This window comes from Enterobacter sp. KBR-315C3_2022 (genome assembly GCF_041399425.1).
Lineage (GTDB): Bacteria > Pseudomonadota > Gammaproteobacteria > Enterobacterales > Enterobacteriaceae > Enterobacter.
In genome coordinates, this window is sequence record NZ_JBGKEB010000021.1 from 1 (window position 1) to 25,458 (window position 25,458).

The 25,458-nt window shown below is 52.7% G+C and carries 38 protein-coding genes and 2 pseudogenes; 39 read left to right on the top strand and 1 reads right to left on the bottom strand.

Annotated elements, in window-relative coordinates; genetic code table 11:
* The 33 genes and pseudogenes from AB8804_RS18500 to AB8804_RS18660 form a co-directional block, all read left to right on the top strand.
* Positions 1-158, top strand: a pseudogene (locus tag AB8804_RS18500) (IS6 family transposase); the annotation flags it as partial.
* A 51-nt stretch (positions 159-209) separates the two neighbouring features.
* Positions 210-2,780: pseudogene (locus tag AB8804_RS18505) on the top strand (Tn3 family transposase); the annotation flags it as partial.
* Between the two features lie 157 nt (positions 2,781-2,937).
* Positions 2,938-3,399, top strand: a complete 462-nt coding sequence (locus AB8804_RS18510; protein ID WP_011091042.1) for a hypothetical protein — start codon at positions 2,938-2,940, stop codon at positions 3,397-3,399.
* Positions 3,396-3,644 (top strand): helix-turn-helix transcriptional regulator, encoded by a 249-nt coding sequence (locus tag AB8804_RS18515; RefSeq protein ID WP_004187394.1) that lies wholly within the window; start codon positions 3,396-3,398, stop codon positions 3,642-3,644. Before AB8804_RS18510 ends, AB8804_RS18515 begins: the two co-directional genes overlap by 4 nt.
* A 115-nt stretch (positions 3,645-3,759) precedes the next feature.
* Entirely contained in the window at positions 3,760-4,224 is a 465-nt protein-coding gene (locus tag AB8804_RS18520) for a restriction endonuclease (RefSeq protein ID WP_371188780.1), read from the top strand.
* Positions 4,221-4,706, top strand: a complete 486-nt coding sequence (locus AB8804_RS18525) for a hypothetical protein (protein ID WP_011091044.1) — start codon at positions 4,221-4,223, stop codon at positions 4,704-4,706. Before AB8804_RS18520 ends, AB8804_RS18525 begins: the two co-directional genes overlap by 4 nt.
* Positions 4,703-4,951 (top strand): hypothetical protein, encoded by a 249-nt coding sequence (locus AB8804_RS18530; RefSeq protein WP_011091045.1) that lies wholly within the window; start codon positions 4,703-4,705, stop codon positions 4,949-4,951. The genes AB8804_RS18525 and AB8804_RS18530 overlap by 4 nt, the downstream gene beginning before the upstream one ends.
* Before the next feature lie 18 nt (positions 4,952-4,969).
* Complete coding sequence (locus tag AB8804_RS18535) at positions 4,970-5,698, top strand: tyrosine-type recombinase/integrase (RefSeq protein WP_011091046.1); 729 nt, start codon at positions 4,970-4,972, stop codon at positions 5,696-5,698.
* A gap of 240 nt (positions 5,699-5,938) precedes the next feature.
* Complete coding sequence (locus AB8804_RS18540) at positions 5,939-6,913, top strand: plasmid segregation protein ParM (RefSeq protein WP_011091047.1); 975 nt, start codon at positions 5,939-5,941, stop codon at positions 6,911-6,913.
* A gap of 2 nt (positions 6,914-6,915) precedes the next feature.
* Positions 6,916-7,359: a plasmid partitioning/stability family protein gene (locus AB8804_RS18545; RefSeq protein ID WP_011091048.1), complete on the top strand. Its 444-nt coding sequence runs from the start codon at positions 6,916-6,918 to the stop codon at positions 7,357-7,359.
* Positions 7,360-7,368: 9 nt separating this feature from the next.
* Complete coding sequence (locus AB8804_RS18550; RefSeq protein ID WP_011091049.1) at positions 7,369-7,920, top strand: phospholipase D family protein; 552 nt, start codon at positions 7,369-7,371, stop codon at positions 7,918-7,920.
* 378 nt (positions 7,921-8,298) lie between these two features.
* Entirely contained in the window at positions 8,299-8,544 is a 246-nt protein-coding gene (locus AB8804_RS18555; protein ID WP_019725064.1) for a hypothetical protein, read from the top strand.
* Entirely contained in the window at positions 8,537-9,016 is a 480-nt protein-coding gene (locus AB8804_RS18560; protein ID WP_011091051.1) for a hypothetical protein, read from the top strand. Before AB8804_RS18555 ends, AB8804_RS18560 begins: the two co-directional genes overlap by 8 nt.
* A 28-nt stretch (positions 9,017-9,044) precedes the next feature.
* The gene (locus AB8804_RS18565) at positions 9,045-9,455 is read left to right on the top strand and encodes a hypothetical protein (RefSeq protein WP_063107137.1); all 411 of its coding nucleotides are present in this window, start codon (positions 9,045-9,047) and stop codon (positions 9,453-9,455) included.
* A gap of 117 nt (positions 9,456-9,572) precedes the next feature.
* Complete coding sequence (locus AB8804_RS18570; RefSeq protein WP_004206908.1) at positions 9,573-9,836, top strand: hypothetical protein; 264 nt, start codon at positions 9,573-9,575, stop codon at positions 9,834-9,836.
* 21 nt (positions 9,837-9,857) lie between these two features.
* The gene (locus AB8804_RS18575) at positions 9,858-10,220 is read left to right on the top strand and encodes a DUF3085 domain-containing protein (RefSeq protein WP_004206909.1); all 363 of its coding nucleotides are present in this window, start codon (positions 9,858-9,860) and stop codon (positions 10,218-10,220) included.
* Positions 10,221-10,341: 121 nt separating this feature from the next.
* Positions 10,342-10,791, top strand: a complete 450-nt coding sequence (locus AB8804_RS18580; protein ID WP_011091053.1) for a RadC family protein — start codon at positions 10,342-10,344, stop codon at positions 10,789-10,791.
* Between the two features lie 44 nt (positions 10,792-10,835).
* Positions 10,836-11,102, top strand: coding sequence for a DNA-binding transcriptional regulator (locus AB8804_RS18585; RefSeq protein WP_004187367.1), 267 nt, complete (start codon positions 10,836-10,838; stop codon positions 11,100-11,102).
* Positions 11,103-11,165: 63 nt separating this feature from the next.
* Positions 11,166-12,449 (top strand): DGQHR domain-containing protein, encoded by a 1,284-nt coding sequence (locus AB8804_RS18590; protein ID WP_011091054.1) that lies wholly within the window; start codon positions 11,166-11,168, stop codon positions 12,447-12,449.
* Between the two features lie 606 nt (positions 12,450-13,055).
* Positions 13,056-13,235, top strand: a complete 180-nt coding sequence (locus tag AB8804_RS18595) for a hypothetical protein (protein WP_015063360.1) — start codon at positions 13,056-13,058, stop codon at positions 13,233-13,235.
* A gap of 72 nt (positions 13,236-13,307) precedes the next feature.
* Positions 13,308-14,168: a DUF4942 domain-containing protein gene (locus AB8804_RS18600; protein ID WP_011091055.1), complete on the top strand. Its 861-nt coding sequence runs from the start codon at positions 13,308-13,310 to the stop codon at positions 14,166-14,168.
* Positions 14,169-14,357: 189 nt separating this feature from the next.
* Positions 14,358-14,696: a hypothetical protein gene (locus tag AB8804_RS18605; protein ID WP_011091056.1), complete on the top strand. Its 339-nt coding sequence runs from the start codon at positions 14,358-14,360 to the stop codon at positions 14,694-14,696.
* Positions 14,697-14,793: 97 nt separating this feature from the next.
* Entirely contained in the window at positions 14,794-15,024 is a 231-nt protein-coding gene (locus AB8804_RS18610) for an Hha/YmoA family nucleoid-associated regulatory protein (RefSeq protein WP_011091057.1), read from the top strand.
* 297 nt (positions 15,025-15,321) lie between these two features.
* Positions 15,322-15,558, top strand: coding sequence for a hypothetical protein (locus AB8804_RS18615; RefSeq protein ID WP_011091058.1), 237 nt, complete (start codon positions 15,322-15,324; stop codon positions 15,556-15,558).
* An 84-nt stretch (positions 15,559-15,642) separates the two neighbouring features.
* Positions 15,643-16,053, top strand: a complete 411-nt coding sequence (locus tag AB8804_RS18620; RefSeq protein ID WP_011154458.1) for a DUF1380 family protein — start codon at positions 15,643-15,645, stop codon at positions 16,051-16,053.
* 61 nt (positions 16,054-16,114) lie between these two features.
* A complete protein-coding gene (locus tag AB8804_RS18625) occupies positions 16,115-16,420 on the top strand; it encodes a hypothetical protein (protein ID WP_065519305.1) in 306 nt (101 codons plus the stop codon).
* Positions 16,421-16,620: 200 nt separating this feature from the next.
* Complete coding sequence (locus tag AB8804_RS18630; RefSeq protein ID WP_040027871.1) at positions 16,621-17,061, top strand: antirestriction protein; 441 nt, start codon at positions 16,621-16,623, stop codon at positions 17,059-17,061.
* 43 nt (positions 17,062-17,104) lie between these two features.
* Entirely contained in the window at positions 17,105-17,389 is a 285-nt protein-coding gene (locus AB8804_RS18635) for a hypothetical protein (protein WP_011091062.1), read from the top strand.
* A 153-nt stretch (positions 17,390-17,542) separates the two neighbouring features.
* Entirely contained in the window at positions 17,543-17,764 is a 222-nt protein-coding gene (locus tag AB8804_RS18640) for a hypothetical protein (protein WP_011091063.1), read from the top strand.
* Between the two features lie 71 nt (positions 17,765-17,835).
* On the top strand, positions 17,836-18,270 hold the full coding sequence (locus AB8804_RS18645; protein ID WP_011091064.1) for a single-stranded DNA-binding protein: 435 nt from the start codon (positions 17,836-17,838) through the stop codon (positions 18,268-18,270).
* Positions 18,271-18,327: 57 nt separating this feature from the next.
* Positions 18,328-18,639, top strand: a complete 312-nt coding sequence (locus tag AB8804_RS18650; RefSeq protein WP_011091065.1) for a hypothetical protein — start codon at positions 18,328-18,330, stop codon at positions 18,637-18,639.
* Positions 18,640-18,771: 132 nt separating this feature from the next.
* Positions 18,772-19,029: a hypothetical protein gene (locus tag AB8804_RS18655; RefSeq protein ID WP_371188796.1), complete on the top strand. Its 258-nt coding sequence runs from the start codon at positions 18,772-18,774 to the stop codon at positions 19,027-19,029.
* A gap of 123 nt (positions 19,030-19,152) precedes the next feature.
* On the top strand, positions 19,153-19,308 hold the full coding sequence (locus tag AB8804_RS18660) for a hypothetical protein (protein WP_227520852.1): 156 nt from the start codon (positions 19,153-19,155) through the stop codon (positions 19,306-19,308).
* Positions 19,309-19,808: 500 nt separating this feature from the next.
* On the opposite strand, the gene AB8804_RS18665 is transcribed toward AB8804_RS18660, so the two are convergent.
* Positions 19,809-20,174, bottom strand: coding sequence for a hypothetical protein (locus tag AB8804_RS18665; protein WP_039592107.1), 366 nt, complete (start codon positions 20,172-20,174; stop codon positions 19,809-19,811).
* A 65-nt stretch (positions 20,175-20,239) separates the two neighbouring features.
* Here AB8804_RS18665 and mobA point away from each other — a divergent pair, with 65 nt between their 5' ends.
* Genes mobA through icmT form a run of 6 tightly spaced genes read left to right on the top strand, consistent with a single transcriptional unit; the run spans position 20,240 to position 25,447 of the window.
* Entirely contained in the window at positions 20,240-20,767 is a 528-nt protein-coding gene (gene mobA, locus AB8804_RS18670) for a plasmid mobilization protein MobA (RefSeq protein ID WP_225986328.1), read from the top strand.
* The gene (gene traI / locus AB8804_RS18675; protein WP_004187323.1) at positions 20,754-22,733 is read left to right on the top strand and encodes a TraI/MobA(P) family conjugative relaxase; all 1,980 of its coding nucleotides are present in this window, start codon (positions 20,754-20,756) and stop codon (positions 22,731-22,733) included. Before mobA ends, traI begins: the two co-directional genes overlap by 14 nt.
* Positions 22,734-22,746: 13 nt before the next feature.
* Positions 22,747-23,247 (top strand): DotD/TraH family lipoprotein, encoded by a 501-nt coding sequence (locus AB8804_RS18680; protein WP_004187320.1) that lies wholly within the window; start codon positions 22,747-22,749, stop codon positions 23,245-23,247.
* The gene (locus AB8804_RS18685; protein WP_004187315.1) at positions 23,244-24,023 is read left to right on the top strand and encodes a type IV secretory system conjugative DNA transfer family protein; all 780 of its coding nucleotides are present in this window, start codon (positions 23,244-23,246) and stop codon (positions 24,021-24,023) included. The genes AB8804_RS18680 and AB8804_RS18685 overlap by 4 nt, the downstream gene beginning before the upstream one ends.
* 10 nt (positions 24,024-24,033) lie before the next feature.
* Positions 24,034-25,197, top strand: coding sequence for a plasmid transfer ATPase TraJ (gene traJ / locus AB8804_RS18690; protein WP_004187313.1), 1,164 nt, complete (start codon positions 24,034-24,036; stop codon positions 25,195-25,197).
* On the top strand, positions 25,187-25,447 hold the full coding sequence (icmT, locus tag AB8804_RS18695) for an IcmT/TraK family protein (RefSeq protein WP_004187310.1): 261 nt from the start codon (positions 25,187-25,189) through the stop codon (positions 25,445-25,447). The genes traJ and icmT overlap by 11 nt, the downstream gene beginning before the upstream one ends.
* Positions 25,448-25,458 lie beyond the last annotated feature (11 nt).

Consider the following 25,458-nt stretch of genomic DNA (forward strand, 5'->3'; position numbering starts at 1 on the left):
TCGGCGCCACGCTGGGATTTAAATCCATGAAGACGGCTTACGCCACCATCAAAGGTATTGAGGTGATGCGTGCACTACGCAAAGGCCAGGCCTCAGCATTTTATTATGGTGATCCCCTGGGCGAAATGCGCCTGGTAAGCAGAGTTTTTGAAATGTAAGGCCTTTGAATAAGACAAAAGGCTGCCTCATCGCTAACTTTGCAACAGTGCCAGTTACGGGGGCTCTACGGCTTCCGCACCTTCTCCGGACGTGGTGCGAGCGAGCTGAAGGAATGGTTGTTCCGAGAAGCCGAGATGGCGGTGTCGAACGAGGATATCGCCCGTCGCTTCGTAGCCGAGTGCCGACGCACCCGCACTGTCCTTCCCGCGACATCCACGATCGAGCGGCTTTGTGCCGCGGCTCTCGTCGATGCCGAGCGACGCATCGAGACGAGGATCGCCAGTCGGCTGCCTATGTCGATCCGAGAACAGTTGCTGGCATTGCTCGAGGAGACGGCTGATGATCGGGTGACCCGTTTTGTGTGGCTGCGCCAGTTCGAGCCTGGCTCGAACTCTTCGTCGGCCAACCGGCTGCTCGACCGGCTCGAATATCTGCAACGCATCGATCTCCCCGAGGATCTGCTTGCCGGCGTTCCTGCCCATCGGGTGACTCGTCTGCGCAGGCAGGGTGAACGGTATTATGCCGACGGCATGCGCGATCTCCCGGAGGACAGGCGGCTTGCGATCTTGGCTGTTTGCGTCTCGGAATGGCAGGCGATGTTGGCCGACGCAGTGGTCGAAACCCACGACCGGATCGTCGGCCGTCTCTACCGTGCTTCGGAGCGTATTTGCCATGCAAAGGTCGCAGACGAAGCGGGGGTGGTGCGTGACACCCTGAAATCCTTCGCCGAGATCGGGGGCGCCCTGGTCGATGCACAGGATGATGGCCAGCCGCTGGGCGATGTCATCGCGAGTGGGTCAGGGTGGGACGGCTTAAAAACCCTTGTTGCAATGGCAACCAGGCTGACCGCCACCATGGCCGACGATCCGCTCAATCATGTGCTCGACGGTTATCACCGCTTCCGCCGATACGCTCCACGCATGTTGCGCCTGCTCGATCTGCGAGCTGCGCCCGTTGCACTGCCGCTTCTGGAAGCGGTGACGGCCCTTCGTACCGGTTTGAACGATGCCGCGATGACCAGCTTCTTGCGGCCCAGCTCGAAATGGCATCGCCACCTTCGGGCCCAGAGGGCTGGCGACGCTCGCCTATGGGAGATCGCGGTGCTGTTCCATCTGCGCGATGCGTTCCGCTCCGGAGATGTCTGGCTTACTAGGTCCCGGCGCTATGGCGATCTGAAACACGCACTCGTTCCGGCACAATCCATCGCGGAAGGCGGTCGTCTCGCTGTGCCATTGCGGCCGGAGGAATGGCTGGCAGACCGGCAAGCTCGCCTCGACATGCGGTTGCGCGAGCTTGGCCGTGCCGCTCGCGCAGGCACGATCCCGGGCGGGTCGATTGAAAACGGCGTTCTGCATATCGAGAAACTCGAAGCCGCCGCGCCGACAGGCGCCGAAGATCTGGTGCTCGATCTCTACAAGCAGATCCCGCCCACGCGCATCACCGATCTCCTGCTGGAGGTGGATGCGGCGACCGGCTTCACCGAAGCGTTCACCCATCTGCGCACAGGAGCACCCTGCGCTGACCGGATCGGGCTAATGAACGTTATCTTGGCGGAAGGGATCAACCTCGGCTTGCGCAAAATGGCGGATGCGACAAACACCCACACCTTCTGGGAATTGATCCGCATTGGACGGTGGCATGTCGAGGGCGAAGCCTATGACCGGGCGCTGGCCATGGTGGTCGAGGCACAGGCAGCGTTACCCATGGCCCGGTTCTGGGGCATGGGCACGTCGGCTTCGAGCGACGGACAGTTCTTCGTCGCTACAGAGCAAGGTGAGGCCATGAACCTGGTCAACGCGAAATATGGCAATACCCCGGGCCTGAAAGCCTATAGCCACGTCTCCGACCAATATGCGCCGTTCGCAACCCAGGTGATTCCTGCAACGGCAAGCGAAGCGCCTTACATCCTCGATGGCCTGCTGATGAACGATGCTGGACGCCATATCCGCGAGCAGTTCACCGACACGGGCGGCTTCACCGATCACGTCTTTGCCGCATGTGCCATTCTCGGCTACCGGTTCGCTCCGCGCATCCGCGACCTGCCATCCAAACGGCTCTACGCGTTCAATCCGTCGGCCGCCCCGGCGCACCTGCGAGCGTTGATCGGCGGAAAGGTCAACCAAGCCATGATCGAGCGCAATTGGCCCGACATCCTGCGCATCGCCGCCACCATTGCTGCCGGGACCGTCGCGCCAAGCCAGATTCTGCGGAAACTCGCCTCCTATCCGCGGCAGAACGAGCTCGCGACAGCCCTGCGGGAAGTCGGTCGCGTCGAGCGCACCCTGTTCATGATCGACTGGATTCTGGATGCCGAACTCCAACGGCGTGCCCAGATCGGGCTCAACAAAGGCGAAGCTCATCATGCGCTGAAGCGGGCAATCAGCTTCCACCGCCGCGGTGAAATCCGCGACCGTTCCGCCGAAGGCCAGCATTACCGCATCGCCGGCATGAATCTGCTCGCCGCCATCATCATCTTCTGGAACACCATGAAGCTCGGCGAGGTCGTTGCAAACCAGAAACGCGATGGAAAGCTGCTATCGCCCGATCTCTTGGCCCATGTTTCGCCGCTCGGATGGGAACACATCAATCTCACCGGAGAATATCGCTGGCCAAAGCCTTAGCGTAGGATTCCGCCCCCTCCCGCAAACGACCCCTTTATGGCGAATTTGCGGAATTAATATACATAAAAAATGTTCAAATATGAACATTTTCAGGCTATAAATACAGGCAGATTATAACAGGCCAGTCCACCAGGATTCGGCCAGGAGCTGAGTAGGCATGATAAAGAAACCACTTATTGCCGGCATCATGCTGGCTGTGGCGCACACCGCCGGCGCTGCGCAGGGTGATGATACCGATCTGCAGCAGATTTATACCGAGGCGGGCATTCAGGGGATATGCAGCGCCGGGATGCTGGCTGTGCCGGAAGGGGCCAGGGATGAAGCTGTCCCGCAGAACGTCAGACACCTCCTGGTTCAGTGTGCCTATTTCGACGAGCAGCAGTTGCGCCGGCGTGCCGGCCTGCCGGCTCAGACATTTAGCCACTGGCGTGACCGCAATGCGGTCCTTAATCTGTCGTCTGACCAGGCATCTGATGCGCTCTGGCTGTCAGCGTGGCGTGATTTCCGGGCACAACTGGCCTCGGCCTACCCGGCCCCGGCGGAAAAAAAGGCACAGGGGAAAGAGGCCGTACCCGCCGGCACGAAGCCCGGCACTGAGCATGGGAGTGCGGCGGATTGACCGGTTTTGACTTGATCCTGTGGCGACGGGGCCTGAACTGGACCCAGGAGCGCGCCGCGGCTGAGCTCGGTATCAGCCGTACCAGCCTGGTAAAATATGAGGACGGTGAGACAGTACCCCGGACCATACAACTTGCCACCGTCGCGCTGACGCTGAAAGCGGAATGGCCCACCCTGAAAACCATGAGCAAAGACAGGCTGCTGCGGCAGCTGAAGTATGAAGTGCTGAGGATCGATAATGAATGAGTTTATCCATGTTGTCGGCTCATTTATCCTTGCGGGTATCCTGCTGTATGGCCTCTGGCAGGGTACACGGCGACGCCGGCGCCGGCATGAACGGAAACAGGCCAGTGCGGTGCGTGTGATCGATAAAATTAATACGTTCCCGCATTTCGGGCAGAAAATTGCCTATCTGCGCAAGATTGACCCGTTTGTGTTCGAAGAGCTGCTGCTTGAAGGCTTTGAACGCCGGGGCTTTGAAGTGATCCGTAACCGCCGGTATACCGGTGACGGCGGGATTGATGGCCGCGTGAAGATTGATGGCCAGACCTGGCTTATCCAGGCCAAACGCTATACCAGCTATATTGCCGTTGGCCACGTCCGTGACTTCAGCGACCTGCTGAACGCCACCGGTGCCCGCGGTTTTTTCTGCCATACCGGCAAAACGCGCGAAGGCACCAAATCGCTCATTCGCGGAGACAGCCGCATGATCCTGGTCAGTGGCCAGAAGCTGCTAGACCTTATTGCCACCGATGCGCCGTTTATCCCGTATCCGGGATACCGGCCACCGGCCGAAATGGTTCATCCTGAACAGGAGACAACATGAAACTGAAAGGATACGTCGCCGCCCTGCCGGCACTGCTGCTGACAGGGTGCGCCATGCTCCCCGGACAGCCCACCGATTATGACCGCTTCTGTAACGTCTCAGGCATCGCCAGCCACGGCGAAACCTACCGTGTCAGTGACAGTCAGGATTTCTGGTTAACCCCGAACGGCCGCTATCTCAGCCAGGCTGAGTACAGCAGTCCGGCAGATACGCTTCAGAAACTGACGGGCGTGGTCAGTGGTGAAGATCCTGACCAGGTGCGGAAGAACGCCGTCAGGGTAAGGGTGTTCCGTGTTGAAAGTGAGAGCGCCAGTAAAGGGGCGTGCCTGCCCGTGCGTTATGACGATAAAAACGCGCGGCGGAAAATGGATTCGCTGACTAACGGCCGCCGTATGATGGTGTACAGTGAAGATGAAGGCCAGTCTGGCCAGCAGATTTACAATAACAGCCGCGGTGCCGGCTTCAGTTACAGGTTGCTATGAGTGGATTGAAAGGCCGCCGTATCAGTGCGGATATGTTTGCCATAATGCTGAAGATATCTGCCGGGCAGCTGGTTTTTGCAGCACGGCATGACAAGCCGTTACGCGGACTGACCCTACCCCCTTACAGAATCGAAGGCGGAAAAAGCTGGAGCTCGACCACCTCCACCCGCAGTATGACGTTTGATATGCAGGATGCGGTCGATTTCAGCGAGAAATTTCATAAAATTCAGTCGCCTGACGGCTGATTAGCGGATTTTAAAAAATTGAACACTTTCCCCCTGCAAATTTCTCAGAATTCACGTAGCGACGCCATCGGGACATATGCCTACTTCGATTATGCCGATGCGCTGGCGCTGCGGGAGATGGCCAGCCAGGCTGATTTACCCAAATACCTGCTGGCCCCGGAGGTGTCGGTGTTTCTGCGGTATGTGCCAGACCTGCGCCAGCAGGTCCTTTTCGATACCCTCTGGAACACGGGCGCGCGTATTAATGAGGCGCTGGCGCTGACCGGCGCCAGCTTTCAGCTTGACGGTTCCCGGCCGTTTGTCCGGCTGAAGACGCTTAAACAGCGTCAGCGTGGCCGCGGCAGGCCGGGCAAGGATGAAGAGGTGTTCCGTCTTGTTCCTCTGACCGATCCTCAATATGTCAGGAAGGTGCGTGAATTTCTGACCACCCTGCGTATTGGTAAACAGCAGCTGCTCTGGCCGGTGCAGAGTGATAACACGCCGCGTAACTGGATCAGGAAGGCACTGGACCTCGCAAAACGTGACTCTGTCACTTTTAGTATCCCTGTTACCTGCCACACGTTCCGGCACAGCTTCTGTATGCACCTGATCCAGCATGGGGTTCCGCTGAAAGTTGTACAGGCTTATGCCGGGCATTCCCGGCTGGAAACCACAGAAACCTACACGCGCGTGTTTGCGCTCGATGTTGGTCGTCAGTATGGCGTCCGGTTCAGCCTGCCAGACAGTCATTTAACGCTCCCGGAATAATCTGTATCCCTCCCTGATATTTCCATATAAATCTAAATAAATCCATTTTCTTTCTAGGTCAGACCGTTTTCAGGGCGGCCTGGCCGTCTTTTGTTGGTTTTTATTCTCTATTTTTCTGTATTTTTCTATATTGGTGCGTCTTTTTGTCTTTACACGTCAGCAGGGATGCGTAATAATCCATTTGAAAGCTGTATTTTTCCTGATTTCTACGGTTTTTTTCTAAATAATGTGAGGTTCAAAATGCGTATTTTTGTTGACGACGGTTCCACCAACATCAAACTGGCATGGATGGAAGACGGTGCGGTCAAAACGTTGATCAGTCCGAACAGCTTCAAGCCCGAATGGTCCATGACGTTGCTGACAGATTCATCAGTGCCGGCTTCCGCCAACTATGAAATTGACGGGGAAAAGTACAGCTTTGACCAGCTGAGCCCGGATGCCGTGCGCACCACGGAAACCCGCTATCAGTACAGTGATGTGAATGTCGTCGCTATCCACCATGCCCTGATGCAGTCCGGCATTGAACCGCAGCCGGTTGATGTTGTGGTGACGCTGCCGCTGGGCGAGTACCTGGATGAAAACGATCAGCCTAATATGGCCAACATCGAGCGGAAAAAAGCGAACGTGAAGCGCGCGGTGGCCGTTCAGGGGCGTGAGAGCTTTACCGTGCGTAAAGTCAGCGTACTGCCAGAGTCGGTCCCTGCAGGCTTCAGTGTGCTGAAGGATCTGGACGATCTGGACTCCCTGCTGATTGTGGATATCGGTGGAACCACGCTGGATATCGCGCACGTTCGCAGCAAAATGTCCGGCTTCACCAAGACACATTGCGATCCTAAAACCGGCGTATCCATCATCACCGAAGCCGTAAAACATGCACTGGATACCAGCGTGAGCACCCGTACCAGTTCGTATTTTGCCGACCGTCTGATCCAGGCGCGAAATGACGAAACGTTTCTTTCCCGTTACCTCCAGAACGCTGACCAGCGGGCCCAGGTGATGAAGGTACTGCATGAGCGTGAAAAAGCCCTGACGCACCGTGTCACCGATTCAGTTGGCCGCTTTGCCGGCTTCACGCACGTCATGGTGGTCGGTGGCGGTGCCAGCCTGGTCGCCGGCGCAGTGAAGCAGGCAACGGGGGTGAGTGACGATCGTTTCTTCGTCAGTGATAACCCGCAATTCGATCTGGTTCTGGGTATGGTGGCAATGAAGGGCTGAGTATGACTGATAACCGTAAGTGCTCGTTTTATATCTACCCGGAGCGCAATGCGGCGGACCGGGTAGCCGACGGCTTTCTTGAGAAACTGCCTCAGAAAGAGCGTGGCCGCGCGATGCGCGCCATGATGCTCTGTGGTGCCGCGTTGATGAAGCAGGACGAACGCCTGCCGTTCCTGATCGCTGAATTCCTGACGGAGAGCACCTCGATGCAGGATATTCAGCGGATCATCAGCAGTACGCTGCCGCAGCAGGATACAGGAGAAATGGCGCGTCTGGTTGAGGCGTTTCTGCAGGCCACCGGCGGTGGCAGCAATACGGTGTCGCCGGCAGGCGGCGCTGCGCCGGAAAACAGTCCCGCCGTGACTCCCGAACCGGCCGCACCGGAGGATAAGAATCTGGAAGAAACCCGTAAGAACGTCCAGCATCTGTTCCCGGATGATGATTAAGGGGGCAGCGTGAAAAAATATGTGCTGTTAACCCTGACCCTCATCGCCGGCGCCGTGGCAGCAAACCCGGTAACAGCGGCCGGCAATGTTCAGGCGCAAACTGCGACTGAAGTGAAAACCGGGTTTTCACCCGGCGGGACCGCATTAAATCTGGTTCTGGATTCAATCGACCACGCGCAGCATGAGATTCTGGTTGCCGCGTACAGCCTGACCAGTCGTCCTGTTGCCGGCGCGTTGCGTGCCGCAAAAAAACGGGGCGTATCGGTGGTGGTGGTGGCCGATCGCAAAGCGAACGACAACCGGTACACCGAAGTGAACTTTCTGGCCAATAACCGCGTGGCGGTGCGGATCAACGATAACTACGAGGCCATGCATGATAAATTCATGGTCTTTGACCGCCGCGCCGTCTTGACCGGATCGTTTAACTTCAGCGCCAGTGCAGACAGTCGTAATGCGGAAAATGTGGTGCTGATCAGCGGCGCGCCTGCAGTAACTGAAGCCTACGTGAACGAGTTTTCCCGTTTATGGGGCGAAGGAAAGGACGTGGCCCCACGGTACTGACCTACAGCAGCGGCAGAAACTCTGCCGCCTGATTTTTAACTTGATTTATATGGCTCATTCGTCGTATTATCAAGGCTCATTTTTCGGTAGCGCCCCGACTGGCGAAGGAGTAAAACCATGCAATCATTCCCCCTGTTCGTTTCCCGTGTCGTACCTGTGATCACCCTGAGCCATTGCCTTCGGCAGCGGCGCTGGTCCCTGCACAACACGTCATGCCAGATTGACCTGAGATCAGGTTGTCACCTGCGCTCACAGCCTTTCGGCACGCTATCCAGACGGGAAATAAGCGACCGGCCACCGGCTATGCCCCGCGGTTACTGGTTCAGGCAATGCAGCCGGGATGTCATGTTTACGGGGCGCATCGATCAGGCAGATCCTATGAAACAGGTCTATTACAACGAAGGCTGGAGCGGTCCGAACAAGTATACGTTTGAAGTTTATCAGCTGGAGAACGGGAGTTACCGGGCGCTGGCCCGCAAATGGAATGGCAAAATCAACAAGGTGCAGCAGGAAACGCAGTACCTGTCTGACACGCGGGAGGGGCTGAAGCACCAGGACTATCCCCGCACGCGCCAGGTGAAAATTTTTCTGAATTCAGACTTCTGGGAGAAAGGTAATGATTAAGATGGTTAGCGTCGTTCCGCAGCCGGAAACAGTGAAGACGCTCCGGGAAAAAATGGGCATGACTGAAACCGCATTAGGGGCTGTCATGGGGTACGAACTGCGCGCCTGGCAGCGTAAGGAAGCTATCAGCGACGATCTCAGCCAGTACAACAAGACCAGTCTTCGCCCAGGCGAATATAACATGCTGATGCTGATCGCCGGCGTGCATCCTGATTACCGCCTGAACAGGGCATTCAGTCCGGATGATATGGTCAAAGATCCCGCCACGGCCGAAGACGTTCGCCGCCTGCGTCTGGCGCTGGGGCTGAAGCACGCTGAAATTGCAGCGCTGTTTGGCTATAAACCGGCGTCATGGCAGACCAAAGAAAAGGCTGCTCAGCGCGGCGTAAAGCTCAAAACCGGGGAATTCAATTTCCTGTTACTTCTGGCCGGTGAGCATCCTTCACTGCAGCTGGTTGAGAAGGTGAAATAAGGCCCGCGGCGACCAGAGAGGACCCTTTATGATCACCACACGCCGAATGTTAATGCTGTATGCCTGCCTTGTGCCCGTAGCCCTGACAGGGTGTGATCTGGCTGATTATTTCCCGAATGTGCCACAGCCCGTGCCCGTGATTTCGCCCGGCTATCAGGTTGATATCGATGGCCACCCGGTCCGAATATCAGGATTTGATGACTGCCCGCGGGATAAAGATGAAGCCCGGCACGCAGCTGCACAAGATGAGAAAGGCTGCATTGTGCTGTCTGCAGAGCGTTCCGAGGTGAAGGTCAGACTGTATCAGCCAGCCGGCGCCGTCACCGAAACCTGGCGGATCATCCGGGAAAAAGACGCTCGCCAGAACGATATTATTCGCATGCAGCGCCCGAACGGTGCGCTTGTGATGCAAAATTTACAGGGGAAAGAGTCTCCTTAAACCAGGAAAATAACAAAATTAACTTGATTTATATGGCTCATTAGACGTATAATAATTACATCGAAAGGCAATCCGGTCTTTCGACGGTAGCGCCCCGACCGGCGCAGGAGTCACCTTATGACTGCTCTCAATTCTCAGCAACAGGCTGATGTTGCCCGCTATATCCGGGAACATGGCAATAAAACCGTTATTTCCCCTGAATGGTCACTTATTTATTTCTCGCTGTGTCAGTGTGAATTACATCAATCGCATGAAGCCATTATTTTTCATAATGGCCGACCTGCAGGGCTATTTCTTCTGAATGAAACAGGCGAGCTCACCGAATTATATCTGCTGGGGTCGCTTTCTGACATTCTCACCGCCGCTGCGGTCAACAAATAGCTTTCAGGGAGTAAATACACTATGACCATGCAATCAGAACTTGTTTTTACTGATCCTATGCTCAACGTCGTTATTGCTGAAGTTAAGCGTTTTAATTGCCCGCTTCTTTTTGTCAAAGATCATGGCGTGTATGTGATGGCGGCGAAAGGTGAGAAAAACAGTAATGGGATGCACAATGTCTGTTACGCCAATGGTTTCAATCCGGATACAACGGATTTTGACGAGCTCTGGGACCGGATGCGTGATGCCTGTGGCGGGGATGATTTTTGCGAATCCCTGGACCTCGATCCGAGGTCGATTGAGCTTCTCAGCCGTACCAAACCCTGCCTGAAAATTATGCTTTCAGAGACGGAACTGGAAGTTATTGCAGGGGGACAGAAATAAACCATAAAAGCCCGTTAAATCGGGCTTTTTTATATTTAACTGTATTTGCATCTAGGACAAATTGACCTAATATATATTTGTGGCCGGGCATGGTGCTCAGGTCCCCTAACGAGGGAAATATATGAAATTTTCAGCAGAAGAACTCAACATTATCCGCCAGGCGGACGCCATTATTGCCGGTAAAATTACCACAACGGATTTTATCACCGGCGCCGATGCCGCGCGTTCCTTACTGCGGTTTCGTCTTGTTGCAGAACCACGCGAATCATTCTGCGCGTTCTTTCTTAACTGCCACAACGGCGTGATTGCGTTTGAAGAACTGTTTAAGGGCACTATCAGCAGCGTCACCGTTCATCCGCGTATCGTCCTGCAACGCGCCCTGCATCATAATGCCGCCGCCGTGGTACTGGCGCATAACCATCCTTCCGCTAACACTGCACCCAGCCAGGCTGACAAGCTGATCACCGAGCGTCTGGCGCAGGTGCTGGGGATGGTTGATGTCAAAGTCCTCGATCACCTGATTGTGGGCGGCAGCGATATTTACTCTTTTGCTGAACATGGTCTGATTTGACAACTGCGGCCGCACAGTGGTGCGGCCGGCTCTGGAGGCTTGCTATGGGCAATAAATATACCGTGCCGCTTAACGTGGGCGCGATCCGCGAAAGTTGTTTCCGTCCCGCTGATAAATGGACCCCGCCGACGGGGGATGAACTCCGCTATCTGCTGGAAAATGTGCTCAACCTCAGTCAGGAGGGGCTGGCGCGACATGTTGGCGTGAACGGCAGAACGGTGCGCCGCTGGGTGAACGGAGAAAGTGACATCGCGTATTCCGTCTGGTGTGTCCTTTGCATCGATGCCGGCTTACCGCCGATCTGGAAATAGCCGCGCAAAACACCGACGCGCAAACGTGCTTCCTGAACGTATCGGATATACGAAGGAAATATTATGAATACTGATAACTATTTTTTCAGAGTCCCGGCCACACGCGGAATACAGGGCGGCATAGAACAATACATGCTGACGGTTCCTATGGTCGTGTTACGTCGTATTCTTGCAATGGACAATGATGGCGATGTTATGGATCGCAGCCAGCGAGAAGCGAACAAAACGCGGGCCAAAAAAATACGGAATTATGTTGCCGGCGCAACATCAAAACGAGCTCCCTATATTTTGCCGTCAATTACCGGAAATATTGATAGTCATGTTGAATTCCTTCCCAGCGAACTCTCGCCGGCAGTCGGTATTCTTAAAATTCCGATGGACGCTGATTTAAAATTATTCGATGGCCAGCACCGTGCGCTGGGTATTTTTGAATTTGTACGCGATTATTCCAACACGGAAGATACGATCAGCTTATTGCTTACCGTTGGCCTGCCACTTGAGTTACGCCAGCAGTTTTTCGCTGATATTAATAACAACGCGAGCAAACCGGCAGCGGCGATCAGTATGGCATATAACAACAATGATCCGGTCAACCAGCTGGCAATGCATCTGGCCCGAACCGTCACCGGGCTGGCGGGCACAGTGGATTTTGAACACAACGTGGTCCCGGCAAAAAGCTCACGGCTTATCAGCTTTAAAGCGCTGAACGATGCGACGAAAAAAATGCTCAACCTGCGGGCCAACAGCATTCCCTCGCCGCAACAGCGTGACATGGCAGAAAGACTCTGGACTGCCTGGGCGCAGGCGATGCGCTGGAATGATATTGCCCAGGATGATATCGCCGCGGAGTACCGTCAGGAGGCGCTGGGACTGCATGGCATCATGATTAATGCGATCGGTATGGCAACGGCCAGGATGTTACGGCACAGAACCCCTGAAAGCATCGAGAACCTACTGGCCTGTGCTGAAAACGGTGACAACGGTTTTCATTACCGGGAGTCGTTTGTACCTGAGTGCTGGGAAGGGAAGTGTGTTGATCCGGAAACAGGCACCATCAAAACCGACAGGCGGTCGCTCGAAGCAACGGCTGAAGCGTTGCAAAAGCTGATAGATCCGTTCGCAGATGCGCTATGGTTGCGTGATTACCTGCCAGCTGAGGAGGCGACTGATATGGCATTACTGAAATATGCAGCCGACATCGAGAATTATAAGCAGCGTACTGCCGCGCCGATGATCAATATCGTGGAGAAGCTGAAGGCGCTGGGTGACGGCGAACCGCAGTTCAGAGCGTCGGTGCTGGCTTCCAGTGAAGGACTGAGCCACTATCTGGCCGGGGCTGAAGGCTGACCAGGTGTCCGCCGCCTGCAGGGCAATACGGGCATCGAACCCGTATTGCCCTGAAACGCGCTGAGCAGCTCTCTGAGCGCTTGTTTCAAAAACCTGTACCCCACATCGCCTCTATTGATTTGACGTGTCCAGCCGGCCATTCTGGCCTTATCTGATGTTATTCCGACATGGCATCTGCCAGTTAACCAACTTCTGACATCCGTACCGTGTGTCTTCCCTGTTCATTTCTGCTCAGTTGCCGGCGTTTTCTGGCAGGCCTGTCGTACTAAAACACCTCTGGGCCCCTTCGGCTCCTGCCCGTCGGGCAGTCGTCAGCCACACTCCGCTAGCCAGGCAAAGCCTGGCAGCTCCGCCGAACCCCCTGCGGGGTTTCGGGCTATCGCTAGTGTCTGATGCCTGAACCCCTGCACCATGCCGGTAAAGTGCTGCCAGCTGGCTGATGGGGATCTGAAAGCAAAATTTACAGGGAAAGGAGTCCGGGAAAAAACAAAGGAAATTAATCAGATAACGCTTGATTGTTATGGCTCATTAGACGTATAATGATCACATCGAAAGGCAATGAGGCTTTTCGCGGTAGCGCCCCGACTGGCGCAGGAGTTACAAATTATGAGTAAAGCACTGACCCCTTCCCAGCTTAAAGCTGAACTGGACACGCAGAAAGATGCGCTGCTGAAGGCGTGCCTGTATGCCCTCAACGAAATCCCTAACCGCCGTTTAAGTGGTCCGTATTCGTCCACGTATGCGCTGGCCGCGCAGATTAGTAAACTGCTTCAGAGCTGCAAATAATCATTGATGGGCTGGCATTGCCAGCCCTGTTCAACGCTAACGGTAGCGCCCCGCATGGCGCAGGAGTCTGAAATGTCATCTAAAAATACTCTCCCGTCGGTCGATCTGATGTCCTGCCAGCATGGCGGTGACGTGATCCCGTCCATTGCTATTGAGCGCATTATCTCGTTGCGGGATGAAGGTATCCGCGTCTATCTCGACGGCATAGACAAGCTGCGAAAAGCGCGCGATCTGATGCAGCAGGCCGGAGGCTGTCAGTACCTGTATGACTACGACAAAGCAGTAGAGAGCGCCATCAAATGGAGCGACACCACGCCAGACCAGGCCGAAACGGCTATTTCCCGCGTTATCGACGGAAAAATCTGGGATCGGCTGATGACGGAAACCGGCATGTATACGCTGATGAGCAACAAGCAACGTCAGGAATGGGATCGGCAGGTGGCAGGCAAAGAAATGCCGCCGATAACGCTGGATAACGTTATGAGCACGTTCCGGCACCTGAACGCAAGCAAGGCGGATACTTTCACGCAAGGGCTGATAGATATCTTTAAATCCCTGTCGTGGGATTATAAAACCAATAACCCCTGCATGTTTGGCAAGCGTATCATCATCGCGCCGTTGCTCGATGTCTGGCGCAGTGGCTGGGTGCGCTTCAGCTCAGACGGGCACACCAAAATTGACGATCTGGCGCGTCCGTTCTACGTGCTGGACGGGCGTAACGTGCCTGATTACCGTGTTTCTGACGGCGCCAAACTGGATGCTTTTTTCAGTGAAAACCAGTTCAACGGTAAGGTGTTCGAGTGTGATTACTTCAGCGTGCGATATTACAAAAAGGGCAGCGCGCACATTACGTTTAAACGCCCGGATCTGGTTGAGAAGATCAATAATCTGGTCGCCAGTCACTATCCTGGGATGTTACCCCCTCGCGTGTAATCCAGACGGCAGGCCGCATTTGCGGCCTGAAATATAAACAGGGAAAGGAAGTATTCCCCGGCCTGAGAAAATCATGCCGGGCATGTATTTATTGCTTGAATAGTGTGGCTCATTAGACGTATAATAATCACATCGAAAGGCAATGATGCTTTTCGCGGTAGCGCCCCGACTGGCGCAGGAGTAATAAACATGGCTATTCAATCCCTTCAGTTCCGTAACGGCTCCGTTTCTCTTGGTGATGTTTTTGTTTCCAGCTGGGGTTATGAGCAGACAAATACCTGTTTCTATCAGGTTATCGCCCTGCGCGGTAAGAAAACCGCCGTACTGCGCCGCATCGCTGCGCAGCAGGTGAAAGCAGACAGTGCGATGTCAGGCGAGTTAAAGCCGGTTTTGAACGAGTTTAAAGGCGAACCCGTGACCCGTCGCATTCGTGAAAACCATGAGCATCCCTCTGTCAGCATTGACGAGTACGAACAGGCTTATAAGACCGATCCTAACGAAAGCCATTTTTACAGCACCTGGGGCTGACCGCCTGCTACGCCCCGCAAGGGGCGTATAGTCAAAGACTTATTCAACCAAAACGTGAATACTATGCGAAATAACAAGGCGCTCAGGACGCAGATACATGGCGGAAACAGTTTATCAGGCGCGGAGGCGTTTTTACCTTCTCCGTTTTCGGCGCAGCCGTAACCCGGACACACTGGAAAAAATGTACGAATCCATGCGGGATCGTGGACAGGTGCCGCCGGAGGACTCCGAGGCTTTTGAGGCTGCCGCCGACCATCGCCGCGCAGAGCTGGCATCGGGACGCATCTGGGATAAGATCCCGCCGCATGTCTGGCAGTATGTAAAATAATCACAGCGCCCCCACGAGGGGCGTTTTTTTGCTTGCATGTATGGCTCATTAGACGTATAATGTTTTTACTGATTCAAATCAGTACCTTCCTAAACAGCCTTACAGGTGCATTATGACCTCTTCTGAAATCCTCCATAACCTCCCTCAGATTATCACGGCCGTGGCCGCCCTCATTACAGCCATTACCGGGCTGATTAAAGTCATGAAGGATAAGGGTAAGGACTGAACCGCCGCAGGGGGCGACAGCCCCCTGCATCGCTAACCGGCAGCGCCCCGATTGGCGCAGGAGTAAAAAAAGTGACAACGCTGCATATTCGAGAAATTCCCACTGATGGCGCACCGCCTATCTGTGCAGGCCGCTCAATCTCAGATGATGACCTTTGCGCCTCATGCCAGCATCTCGACTATCGCCCTGGGCACCTCAGCGCCTGCCTGCTGTCAGGTTGCGGGCGTGACGACTGGCCTTCAGAACTGGATGAAAACGGCTACAGCGTTGCCTGTAGCCGCTATGAGCGTGAAAAATTGCTTGATTAATATGGCTCATTAGACGTATAATAATCTCATCGAAAGGCATCCGGTCTTTCGCGGCAGCGCCCCGACTGGCGCAGGAGTTTTACAATGCACGGTAACGTAAATGAAATTTGCGCAAGGCTTCTCGATAGTTTTGAACCACAGCAGCGGATCAGCCTTCTGATCTGGACTGCTGAAGATGTCCATGACTGCACCAGTGATATGAACCTCACTGACGATGAGGCCGAAGCCGTTCTGGCAGAAATCGCGGAATGCAGTTCACACAGCCGTTATGGCGTCGGAAAAGATACCGTCTGGAGCCTGGCAAAGCAGGTGCGCGAAGATGCCGCCCGCGATCGAAAAATCGAGGTCAATGCCGAGGCGCTGCAAAAAGTCGTGGCGCTGGCGGCGCAGTTTATCCGGCTGGAAGAGATCCAGTCTGGTGAAGGAGCTGCACGCCGACTTTATCCGCAGGAGTCTGAGGCGCTGGAGTGCATCACGAAGGTGATTAACGGCTAATTCACGCAGTAACGCAGCGAACTTTCACGGCAGCGCCCCGACTGGCGCAGGAGGAAAAAATATGTCCCAGAATGAAGCCTATTACGACACGCTGGCCCTGATTGAAAAGGGGCAATGGTGTTTCGGCAGTATGGACGAAGAAAACGAAGAGCGGGCAATCATGGCCGCTAAGGCGCTGGCGCTGTTTGCGCGCCTGAATGAGCAGGACTGCGACGGACACCCGGTTTCCGAAATCATCGTTGATTTTATCGCTAACCTGATGCACCTGGGGGAAGCGATAAATTTTCGTGTGCTCGATGAGGAAAGCGCGGTGATCCCGTTGGTCAGGATGGCAGCCGTACACTTTAACGCTGAAACAAAGTCATAGTAATCATGTGAATCAGAGGGGGGCAGGCGTGATCCTGCCCCCAAAAATGGACAGGGGAAAGAGTTGTCCCGCCTGAAAATATTCAGGCAGGCGGGGATATTTTGCTTGATTAATATGGCTCATTAGACGTATAATAAACACATCGAAAGGCAATCCGGTCTTTCGTCGGTAGCGCCCCGACTGGCGCAGGAGTACAGAAAATGTCTACTGAACTGAATCAACCCGCCATCACTGCACGCATTATCCCCAATAACCGCCGCATGGCCTTTCTGCCACGCCTGTTCGGCGCCTGGTATCTCACAGGTGAGGCCGGTGTCTACAACCACGCACGCTCTCTCTGCGCCGATTATCAAGGCGGTTCCTGGGAGTTCGTCGAACTGTCTTGCGGTAGCGGCTTCATGTACCCACTGAGCGCAGAGCGCTTCACGGTATCGGTTAGCGGTAACTGGTTCGAAGGGGAACTGTCCGCAGAAGCTACCGGTATCGTGCTGACCCTGTTCACCCTGAACCACATGATCTGGCACGCACATGAAGAAGGCTATCAGCACATCTGCGACATGCTGATCACCCAGCAGGAAAAGCTCAAATTATATGCCGACCAGCACGCCGAAGCCGGTTTGATTTACCGCGCGATTGACTGAAACGGCGGCCCCCGCGAGGGGGCCAATACTGACAGGGGGAAAAATGTTAACACTAACTGATATTCGCGCCAGCAATACGGTGCTGGTTACGGAATTTGGCGGCGTGCGTGCTGTGCATTTCTGTCTGCATGAAAAATTAAGCGGTAGCGACAACGATCTGTGGTTTCCGCTGGCCAATGGGGCCGACCTGTTCGAGGCGCTGGAAAGCATTATGTGCATCAATTTTGCCGCTGCTAACGTTGTCTCGCTGGAGTTCCTGCGGCAGAACGGGAAGTGCAAAGACTACCGGATCACCTACAACAAGGCCAAATTCAAGCCATTATGTTAGATTTCTGGTAGTATTAAATGTTCATATTTGAACAAATTTAATTAAAAAAATACGTCTGATGAGTTGATAAAATGGCTCATTAGACGTATAATTATTACATCGAAAGGCAATGAGGCTTTTCGCGGTAGCGCCCCGACTGGCGAAGGAGTTGAAATGAAAGAAGCAGACCAAAAAAAAGTGAATGCCGTAATGGCAATTGCTGATTATCTCGGTGTAAAAAATCAAATCGAGGTGATCGAATACTCAGCCGAATCAGTGCAGGTTGAGTGGCGAAATCCTAAAACAAAACAGCTTATTCATCGTGATTACACTTTTGCAATTTCCTTTGTAAAAGACTTTGAAAAAGCCCTGAAATCGAACGTGAAGTTTTACTGATAAAGAGGGGGAGAAATCCCCCTTAATCCTCCCATTTTTTACTGATAAACATCAAATATATGAGGTGTATTATGTGGAAACGTGGCGAAAACAAAGTGATTCTGATGGGGCGTGCTGGCAAAGATGCAGAAGTGCGTTACACCCCAAACGGAACGGCCATTGCGAGCCTGACGCTGGCTACTGAAATCAGCTACAGCGACAACGAAGGGAAGGAGCAAAAAGAAACGGAATGGCATGATATTGTCATTTTTGGAAAGAAAGCTGAAGCAGCTGGGAAGTACTTCAAAAAGGGTATGATGCTGTATTTTGTCGGGCGCATTCGTAATAACAAATGGCAAGGGACAGACGGCAAAATGCGCAGCAATAAGGAAATTGTGATCGATAATAACGGCGAAATGCAGATGCTGCCGGGAGCTGGGCCACGTAACACCAGTGCTGAAGGTCTGGGAGGTACTGAAAATCATGATGAACCGCCGTTCCCGGATATGAATGATTACCCGCAGTGAGTATTTGAGTGAGAACGGCCCGCAGGACGTGGGCCGCCAACCCAGAAGGGGGGAAGTATGAATATTAGTGAACAATATCGGGTGGCTGTCGTCAGTACCGGCCATGTAAAAAAAGAAGACGCGGAGCTACTGGATAAGGTCTGTAACGATGACTTGTCCGGTGAAGGTTTATTCTGGATCGAGAAAAATCGCTATGGGTGGATATTGCGTATTTCTGCTACTGAACAATGGCGTGTGGAATTAACCAGGGCGGGGATCAGTGCAAGTGCTTTGGATAATATAGCCGCGTTAAATGGTGCCGGGTTCGACTGGATTTGGTTTGACCGGGATGCAGAACAGGTGCCAGAACTGACCGTTTGGGAGTGGTAAACCGGTTAAAAATATGCCTCGAAAAGGGGCATTTTTTTCTTGCCTAAAATGGCTCGTTAGACGTATAATAAGCATGAAGTTTAAAAGTGGATATTGATTAAAACGCTCTGTAAATAACGTGGAGAGAATATTATGGCGACCTTATACCCTTATGAGGTTTATACCCTTATTGTGTCAGAATTAATCGTAAGCCATTTTAATGATGTCGCTATGGTATATCCGGGAAGCGAAGAAATTAAAAAGAACTACGACAGTGAATTAAGTGCTGTACAGGTAGTTAATGGCATCAGAGAAAAACTGATTGAAGATGGTGTTATACAGTGCGAACAGTGCCCACTGCTATCCGAGTGGGATGAGAACAAGGTTATCAACCAGCTAATTAAAGATTAGCGCCTGATTCTCAATCGTGACTATGAACTAAACCGTGTTCGTCAGCAGCTGGCCCCGGAGCTGATCGCACAGATAGAAAACTGGAAAGAGCAGAAGTATTCCGATTCTGCGAAGGAATACGAGGTGCTCTATGAAACCATCAACATCAACGGAAAGGAGGTTACAGGAAAACTAAACGTAGTTGCAGTAAGTCGCTTTGATGCTGTTTTCATCGTAGGACAGCGTCACGCTAACGATAACTTTTTGGTTCTGGATGTAAAGGAGGTGATGAATCATTGAAGTCCAGAAAAGGTGCCGGATTGCGCCAACAATCCGGCTGGGTAGGCAATTTAAATTGTGAGGTTCAAAATGCCGTTGTGGATTATACACTATGCTGAAGATGTCGCAAACGGAGTGCAAACAAAGTCGCATCCGATGAACGCAGCGCAATGGGATCACTTCCGTTTCTGGTTGGCAGTGTTCCGGCGGATTAAAGAAGCCGCGATGTAATCTGTAACTGTCTCAGGGGCGCTGTATGCGCCCCTTTTTAATATCCGTGCCCGGACTCCTTTCCCTGTAAATTTATCGGGATCAAGGGCGGATCGTGGCCCTGAACGTGCGCACCATTGAGCGCTGCATCGCAGCGGAACCGGAAAATTTTTTCCGGCCAATGAGTGCCCTTGTCACCGGAACGGTGACAAGTATGCACGCACTATTACACGAACAGGCAGCTCCCATGCCCGGCCTGACAGGCCGGGAGCTATATCATAATGTGGGATGCTATATGCGAAAGGTGAAGGTTAATACTGCGGACCTGAAGCATCAGGATTCTGACCTGTAGAGCCATTTTGCGTGCGCTGCTCTTCGTCAACTCCAGTAATTTTTTTTCGGCTGTTGCTGGTTCGTTTTTTTCCAACTCGTCCGGCAGTAATGTCCTTGATATCACGTAATGTAACATCTGAAAAACCCGCATCGTTGAGGAATTTCAGTATCTCTTTATCTTCATACCCTTTCGAATCTTTCAGCTTCTTAATGTCAGACTTAAGTTCATCGAGTACGTGCTTTTTCTCAAGCCTTTCTGACGTCACATCAGGCAAGTCGTCGAGAATGCTTTTGAATTTTCCGATGTCCTCACTGCTATAGAATGCTTTCTTTTTTGCAGGCATATGCCCTCCCAATAATGTCAAAATCGACCATGCCTAACCGGAGAAAATCGGACAAGGCTATTCAGGTGATTTTACATGATGCCCGGCATGATTCAATTGCTCTGCCTGCCAGGCCCTTCGCTGCTGGTATTCAAACAGCGCCGATGGTAGAATTCAATGAGGTATTTAAGTACGGGACAAGATGTGTTTTTGGAGTACCGCCGACACGCGGCGGCCGTCCAAAAACGTCTTGGTCAGGGCAAGCCCCGACACCCCCTAACGAGGTTAGCTATCTGATGAGCCGTAGCGAGAGCAGAAAAACAGACGATCGAATCCAGGTGAGATGTTCCACAGAAGTGAAAGCTAAACTCACCGAAAAGGCCCATGAAGCAGGGCTTAGTCTTAGTCAATATCTTATCAAATCTGGGCTTGGAAAGCGCATTCAATCGAAAGGCAATTACAATGCACTTGCCGCTCTTGTAAAGATAACAGCCCTTCAAAAACATCTGTTTAACGAAGGTGCCGGAGTTCATAGCAAGGAGTATTCAGAGATTCTGATCGAGGTCAAAAAGGCCGCACAGAAACTGCAACAGGAGATGGATGGTGATACCTAAAATCATTGAGGGCCGAAGGGACAAAAAGTCCAGCTTTGGTCAGCTGATTAAGTACATGGCAGACAAGCCGTCTCAGGAGTTGACTGATACAGTTCAGCCTACTCCTGAGACGGCTTTGGCTGTTAAATCAGATATGTTCGAAGGGTTAAACAATTACCTGACCCGTAAGCAGAAAGTGATCAGCACACCGGTGGATGTTGAGCCAGGTGTACAGCGTGTTGTGGTTGGTGATGTTACCTGCCAGTACAATACCTTCTCGCTCGATGGTGCAGCACAGGAAATGAATTCAGTTTCTCAGCAAAGCACACGCTGTAAAGATCCAGTTATGCACTATGTTCTCTCATGGCCTGACTATGAAAAGCCGAATGATGATCAGGTTTTCGATTCGGTGAAGTTTACACTGGCATCGATGGGCATGTCCGATCACCAGTATGTTGCTGCCATCCACCGGGATACAGATAACCTGCATGTGCATGTTGCTGTTAACCGCATCAATCCCCAGACATATAAAGCAGCCTCATCGAGCTTTACCAAAGACACTCTTCATCAGGCGTGCCGCTTACTGGAATTGAAGAATGGTTGGTCCCATTCAAACGGTGCATATGTGGTTAATGACCGTCAACAGATTGTCCGGAACCCTCACAGCAAGAAAGAGCGGGGCAACTGGCGCTCACTCGATCGCATCAACAAGATGGAGAATAAAGAGGGGGTTGAAACGCTCTATCGCTATATCGTTGGTGATGAACAGGTAGGCGGTAGTCGTCAAAACTTGATCCATGTTTCAGCTGGGCTTCGTGAAGCCAAAAGCTGGGATGATGTGCATAAGACATTTGCAGACATCGGTCTTCGTGTCGAAAAAGCACAGGGGAAAAAGGGCTACGTCATTACCCACGAACATCAAAACCAGAAGACGGCTGTTAAGGCGAGTCTGGTATTTAACAAGGCGCAATATACCCTGAAGTCGATGGAAGAGCGCTTTGGTGAATACCAGCCTTCACATATTGAACCGGCCAAAGTATCGGTATTTAAAACCGCATATACCCCTGGTGCTTATCGTCGAGATGCCAATAAACGTCTGCAGCGTAAAATTGAGCGCGCAGAAGAAAGAATGCTGCTCAAGGGTCGCTATCGCGCCTACCGAAACAATTTACCGATATATTCTCCGGATAAGGATCGCATCGCCGATGAATACCGGAAAATTGCCCAACATACCCGGTTGGTGAAAAATAACGTCCGGCATTCTGTTTCAGATCCTCATACCAGAAAGCTGATGTACAACCTGGCTGAGTTCAAACGCCTGCAGGCGGTTGCCAATCTGCGTCTTAGCTTGCGTGAAGAACGCAACGGCTTCAGGGCGGCTAACCCACGGCTTTCTTACCGGGAGTGGGTCGAACAGGAAGCACTGAAGGGTGATAAGGCAGCGCTCAGCCAAATGAGGGGCTTTGCCTATTCCTCCAGGAAGAAGGAGAAGTATAAACAGCAACTGGTTGAGCAGATCGGGTTCAACCGTACCTTTAACGCCATCACCAGTCATGATCGTGATGATGTGGCCGTAATGGCCTCAGCACGTCATGGTGTCAAGCCACGGCTTTTGAAAGACGGTACTGTTATCTTTGAGCGCGACGGTAAACCGGTAGCGGCTGATCGTGGTCATATTGTGCTGACAGAAAGTAATGGAATCGACAAAGAGAAAACGGCTGACCTTGCAATTGCATTAACGATTGCTGGTAAAGCCAAATCTGTTCGTGTTGATGGTGACGGCGAGTTTAAGGAACTGTGCTGTAATCGTATCGTCGATGCAGCTGTGAACCACAATCACCCTGTCGCGCAGGGCATTACCTTCACAGATGCCGCTCAGCAGGCGTATGCTCAAAACGAGAAACATCGTTTGATTCGTGAGCAAAATAATAGTAAAAATGAAATGCAATTCAGAAGTGAAAGCGACGACAAATTCAATCCGAAGTAAAATGGAGTAAGAAATGAAAATCAAAATGCAAACGGTCCTCGCGGCCGTTTCTGTGTTAGCTCTTGCCGGGTGTGCCTCTCAAAGCGAAAAGGAAAAACAAATCTCTGCACAGCAGCTGGTAGATCAGGAATTGCGTGAGCAAGCCATTAAGATAAAACTCGCACAGGATGAGCTTTACCAGGCTGGAGCCATTAACAGGACCCGTTACAAATTCCCTACCATTATCAATGCAAACAGTCAGTATGTTCGTGTGAGCTGGCAGGGTGATGCTTACGAATTACTGGAGCAACTGGCTAAACAGCGTGGCCTTCAATTCACCAGTCAGGGGATCAAGTTACCGCTTCCACTCAATATCGATGTTGGTGGTTCGAAGGTTACGTTTGAACAGTTGCTGACCCTGATCCGACAACAAACGCAGTACCGTGCCACCATCAACCAGAAACCCGGTGAACTGCAGCTGCTTTACCTCACACCATCGAAGAAAGGTTCATTCCTCAGAGGGACCCGCCCATGAAACTTAAACTGATCGTGCTTCTGACGTTACCGCTGCTTGCTGCGAACGTTGCACGCGCGGACGACTCCGATGTTAAAGGCCTGGATTACTACATGGACCCGCCAAGCCAAAGTGACGATGAGGCCGATGTTACTGGCAGTATGCTAAACGACGCAGCGCACACCATTGGATTTCGCGGCGGAAAGGCAGAACGCGCTAAAGAAATTCGCGCCGCGCTGGAAAATCAGCGCAGCAACCTTGATTACATGTATTCGTTCCAGCCGCTGATCTCTTCTGAAGGCTACCTGCCTCCGGTCATTGCTGAAGCTAAAGACGTTGCACACATTACCAATGAGCAAATCCGAACGGCCAACCGTGCCTATGACATTGTGGTGCCGGCGCGCTTTGTCAGTAACCCACCGACCTGGAAAAGCTATCTTCTGACCGGGCTGATGGCGCAGCGGATCGAATTGCCTGAACCGGCTGCAATGCCGAAGGACGGGAAACAACGTGATATCTGGAAAAAAGCTGTCGCGCTGGGCTGGTCTGACGGTCGCCAAAAAGCTGATGAGATATTCACTGCTAATTTCAATCGCCTCACACGGGATTACACCGGCATGTTGCGCTACAGCACGCTACTGCAGCAGGGCATGATTAAGGCTCCAGTCATCACACAGCAGCAGCAAACAGTTACAGGGGATAAAAACCGCCTCATGCTGGGCGATAAAACGAAACGTATGAAGCAGCAAGCTGAGTTTGACATCAACAAACGCAGCTGGAAACCGACCATACGTTAAGGGGCAGTAGATGGAAGCATTCAATTTTGGTCCAACGCTGACGCCCCAGACGCTGGAACGTTTTCTCGTACACTGCTCAAACAATGAAGTGTCCGATATTCTGTTGCAGGGCGGAGATAAAATCTGGGTAGAACGTCATGGGCGCCAGTTGCCCATGACATCTTACCCGCTCGACAACCTGGAGCTGGAACGTACCGTTGATAAGGTGTTCGGTCAGGAGATCAAAGGGACGCTGAAAAGTGCTGCGGTCGTTAATACCGCTATCCAGCTAAGAGGTGATGAAGCGGGCACGATTGGACTCGGCCGCGGCGAAACCCGCCGGTTCCGCGCGAACTTTACTCAGGCCGATATTTATAAAACAGAAGCGGCAATGTCTCTGACACTCCGTGTTCTGAATGAGGTTATTCCTCAGCTTAAACAAATGGGTATTGAGCCGGACCTGTTTAATTCTCTGTTGCCGGCTGCCGGCCTCGGACTGATATGCGGCGAGACGGGATCGGGCAAGTCAACCCTGATGGCCAGCATCTTCCAGTATTGCGGTGAAACGTACCAGGACCGGAAAATCATCACGGTTGAAGATCCCATCGAGTATCGCCTGGGAAGTCGAGACTGGATTGCGCCGGCGCCGGCACAGTCACAGATTGGGCGCGATATTGATTCCTTCCACAATTTTATCACTCTCTCCGGGCTCCGTCGTTCTCCGAAGATTATGGGGGTTGGTGAGCTCCTTAACCGCCTGTCATTTGAAGCTGCTGTACTGGCAGGTAAATCCGGCCACTTTTGTCTTGGCACACTGCACGTCAAAACGGTCGGAGAAGCCATTTCCCGATCATTGCAGAACTATCCGCCGGAAATGCGTGAAGCTGCCGCCTTTGACCTGCTGAGTATCCTTTCTTACATCATCGTGCAACGCTTGCTTAAAACAAAAGACGGCCGGCGCAAGGCTGTCCGTGAATATCTCGTCATTGATAACAGCCTGCGCCGCAAACTCTATGACGTTGATTACAGCAAGTGGGGCCGCTACATCGACGACCTGTTGATCGCTGAAAACCGCAGTCTGATTCAGAACGCCTGGGCAATGCACCAGGAAGGTTTGATCGACGAAGCGGAAGTCATCGAGGTCGCAGGATATATGGACTATCTGGCGTTAAAAGAGGGCAAGTATGGACATTAACAAATGGCGTTATGCCGGCCGGCCACTGACGGTTTTTGGTGTGCCTGTTATCTCGTTTCTTGTGTACTTCATCTGGTTTCCGTTCCCGTCAGTAAAAACCTTTGTTATCTGCACCTGTGTGGTTCTCTTTTACTTTCTGCTGGCCATGATGGGCTACACGTTACCGGTGCTGTACCAGGTCATTCTCCGGGTTATCCGCGGGAAAAAACTTACCGGGCGGCCGTGGTGGTACCGGCGCTCTCAGCGATAACACATAACTAC

Coding starts and splice junctions, on each gene's coding strand:
- AB8804_RS18510 (WP_011091042.1), top strand. CDS start 2,938: ATGATAAAGAAACCACTTATTGCCGGCATCATGCTGGCTGTGGCGCAC.
- AB8804_RS18525 (WP_011091044.1), top strand. CDS start 4,221: ATGAAACTGAAAGGATACGTCGCCGCCCTGCCGGCACTGCTGCTGACA.
- AB8804_RS18530 (WP_011091045.1), top strand. CDS start 4,703: ATGAGTGGATTGAAAGGCCGCCGTATCAGTGCGGATATGTTTGCCATA.
- AB8804_RS18540 (WP_011091047.1), top strand. CDS start 5,939: ATGCGTATTTTTGTTGACGACGGTTCCACCAACATCAAACTGGCATGG.
- AB8804_RS18545 (WP_011091048.1), top strand. CDS start 6,916: ATGACTGATAACCGTAAGTGCTCGTTTTATATCTACCCGGAGCGCAAT.
- AB8804_RS18555 (WP_019725064.1), top strand. CDS start 8,299: ATGAAACAGGTCTATTACAACGAAGGCTGGAGCGGTCCGAACAAGTAT.
- AB8804_RS18560 (WP_011091051.1), top strand. CDS start 8,537: ATGATTAAGATGGTTAGCGTCGTTCCGCAGCCGGAAACAGTGAAGACG.
- AB8804_RS18565 (WP_063107137.1), top strand. CDS start 9,045: ATGATCACCACACGCCGAATGTTAATGCTGTATGCCTGCCTTGTGCCC.
- AB8804_RS18570 (WP_004206908.1), top strand. CDS start 9,573: ATGACTGCTCTCAATTCTCAGCAACAGGCTGATGTTGCCCGCTATATC.
- AB8804_RS18575 (WP_004206909.1), top strand. CDS start 9,858: ATGACCATGCAATCAGAACTTGTTTTTACTGATCCTATGCTCAACGTC.
- AB8804_RS18580 (WP_011091053.1), top strand. CDS start 10,342: ATGAAATTTTCAGCAGAAGAACTCAACATTATCCGCCAGGCGGACGCC.
- AB8804_RS18585 (WP_004187367.1), top strand. CDS start 10,836: ATGGGCAATAAATATACCGTGCCGCTTAACGTGGGCGCGATCCGCGAA.
- AB8804_RS18590 (WP_011091054.1), top strand. CDS start 11,166: ATGAATACTGATAACTATTTTTTCAGAGTCCCGGCCACACGCGGAATA.
- AB8804_RS18595 (WP_015063360.1), top strand. CDS start 13,056: ATGAGTAAAGCACTGACCCCTTCCCAGCTTAAAGCTGAACTGGACACG.
- AB8804_RS18600 (WP_011091055.1), top strand. CDS start 13,308: ATGTCATCTAAAAATACTCTCCCGTCGGTCGATCTGATGTCCTGCCAG.
- AB8804_RS18605 (WP_011091056.1), top strand. CDS start 14,358: ATGGCTATTCAATCCCTTCAGTTCCGTAACGGCTCCGTTTCTCTTGGT.
- AB8804_RS18610 (WP_011091057.1), top strand. CDS start 14,794: ATGGCGGAAACAGTTTATCAGGCGCGGAGGCGTTTTTACCTTCTCCGT.
- AB8804_RS18620 (WP_011154458.1), top strand. CDS start 15,643: ATGCACGGTAACGTAAATGAAATTTGCGCAAGGCTTCTCGATAGTTTT.
- AB8804_RS18625 (WP_065519305.1), top strand. CDS start 16,115: ATGTCCCAGAATGAAGCCTATTACGACACGCTGGCCCTGATTGAAAAG.
- AB8804_RS18630 (WP_040027871.1), top strand. CDS start 16,621: ATGTCTACTGAACTGAATCAACCCGCCATCACTGCACGCATTATCCCC.
- AB8804_RS18635 (WP_011091062.1), top strand. CDS start 17,105: ATGTTAACACTAACTGATATTCGCGCCAGCAATACGGTGCTGGTTACG.
- AB8804_RS18640 (WP_011091063.1), top strand. CDS start 17,543: ATGAAAGAAGCAGACCAAAAAAAAGTGAATGCCGTAATGGCAATTGCT.
- AB8804_RS18645 (WP_011091064.1), top strand. CDS start 17,836: ATGTGGAAACGTGGCGAAAACAAAGTGATTCTGATGGGGCGTGCTGGC.
- AB8804_RS18650 (WP_011091065.1), top strand. CDS start 18,328: ATGAATATTAGTGAACAATATCGGGTGGCTGTCGTCAGTACCGGCCAT.
- AB8804_RS18655 (WP_371188796.1), top strand. CDS start 18,772: ATGGCGACCTTATACCCTTATGAGGTTTATACCCTTATTGTGTCAGAA.
- AB8804_RS18665 (WP_039592107.1), bottom strand. CDS start 20,174: ATGCCTGCAAAAAAGAAAGCATTCTATAGCAGTGAGGACATCGGAAAA.
- traI (WP_004187323.1), top strand. CDS start 20,754: ATGGTGATACCTAAAATCATTGAGGGCCGAAGGGACAAAAAGTCCAGC.
- AB8804_RS18680 (WP_004187320.1), top strand. CDS start 22,747: ATGAAAATCAAAATGCAAACGGTCCTCGCGGCCGTTTCTGTGTTAGCT.
- AB8804_RS18685 (WP_004187315.1), top strand. CDS start 23,244: ATGAAACTTAAACTGATCGTGCTTCTGACGTTACCGCTGCTTGCTGCG.
- traJ (WP_004187313.1), top strand. CDS start 24,034: ATGGAAGCATTCAATTTTGGTCCAACGCTGACGCCCCAGACGCTGGAA.
- icmT (WP_004187310.1), top strand. CDS start 25,187: ATGGACATTAACAAATGGCGTTATGCCGGCCGGCCACTGACGGTTTTT.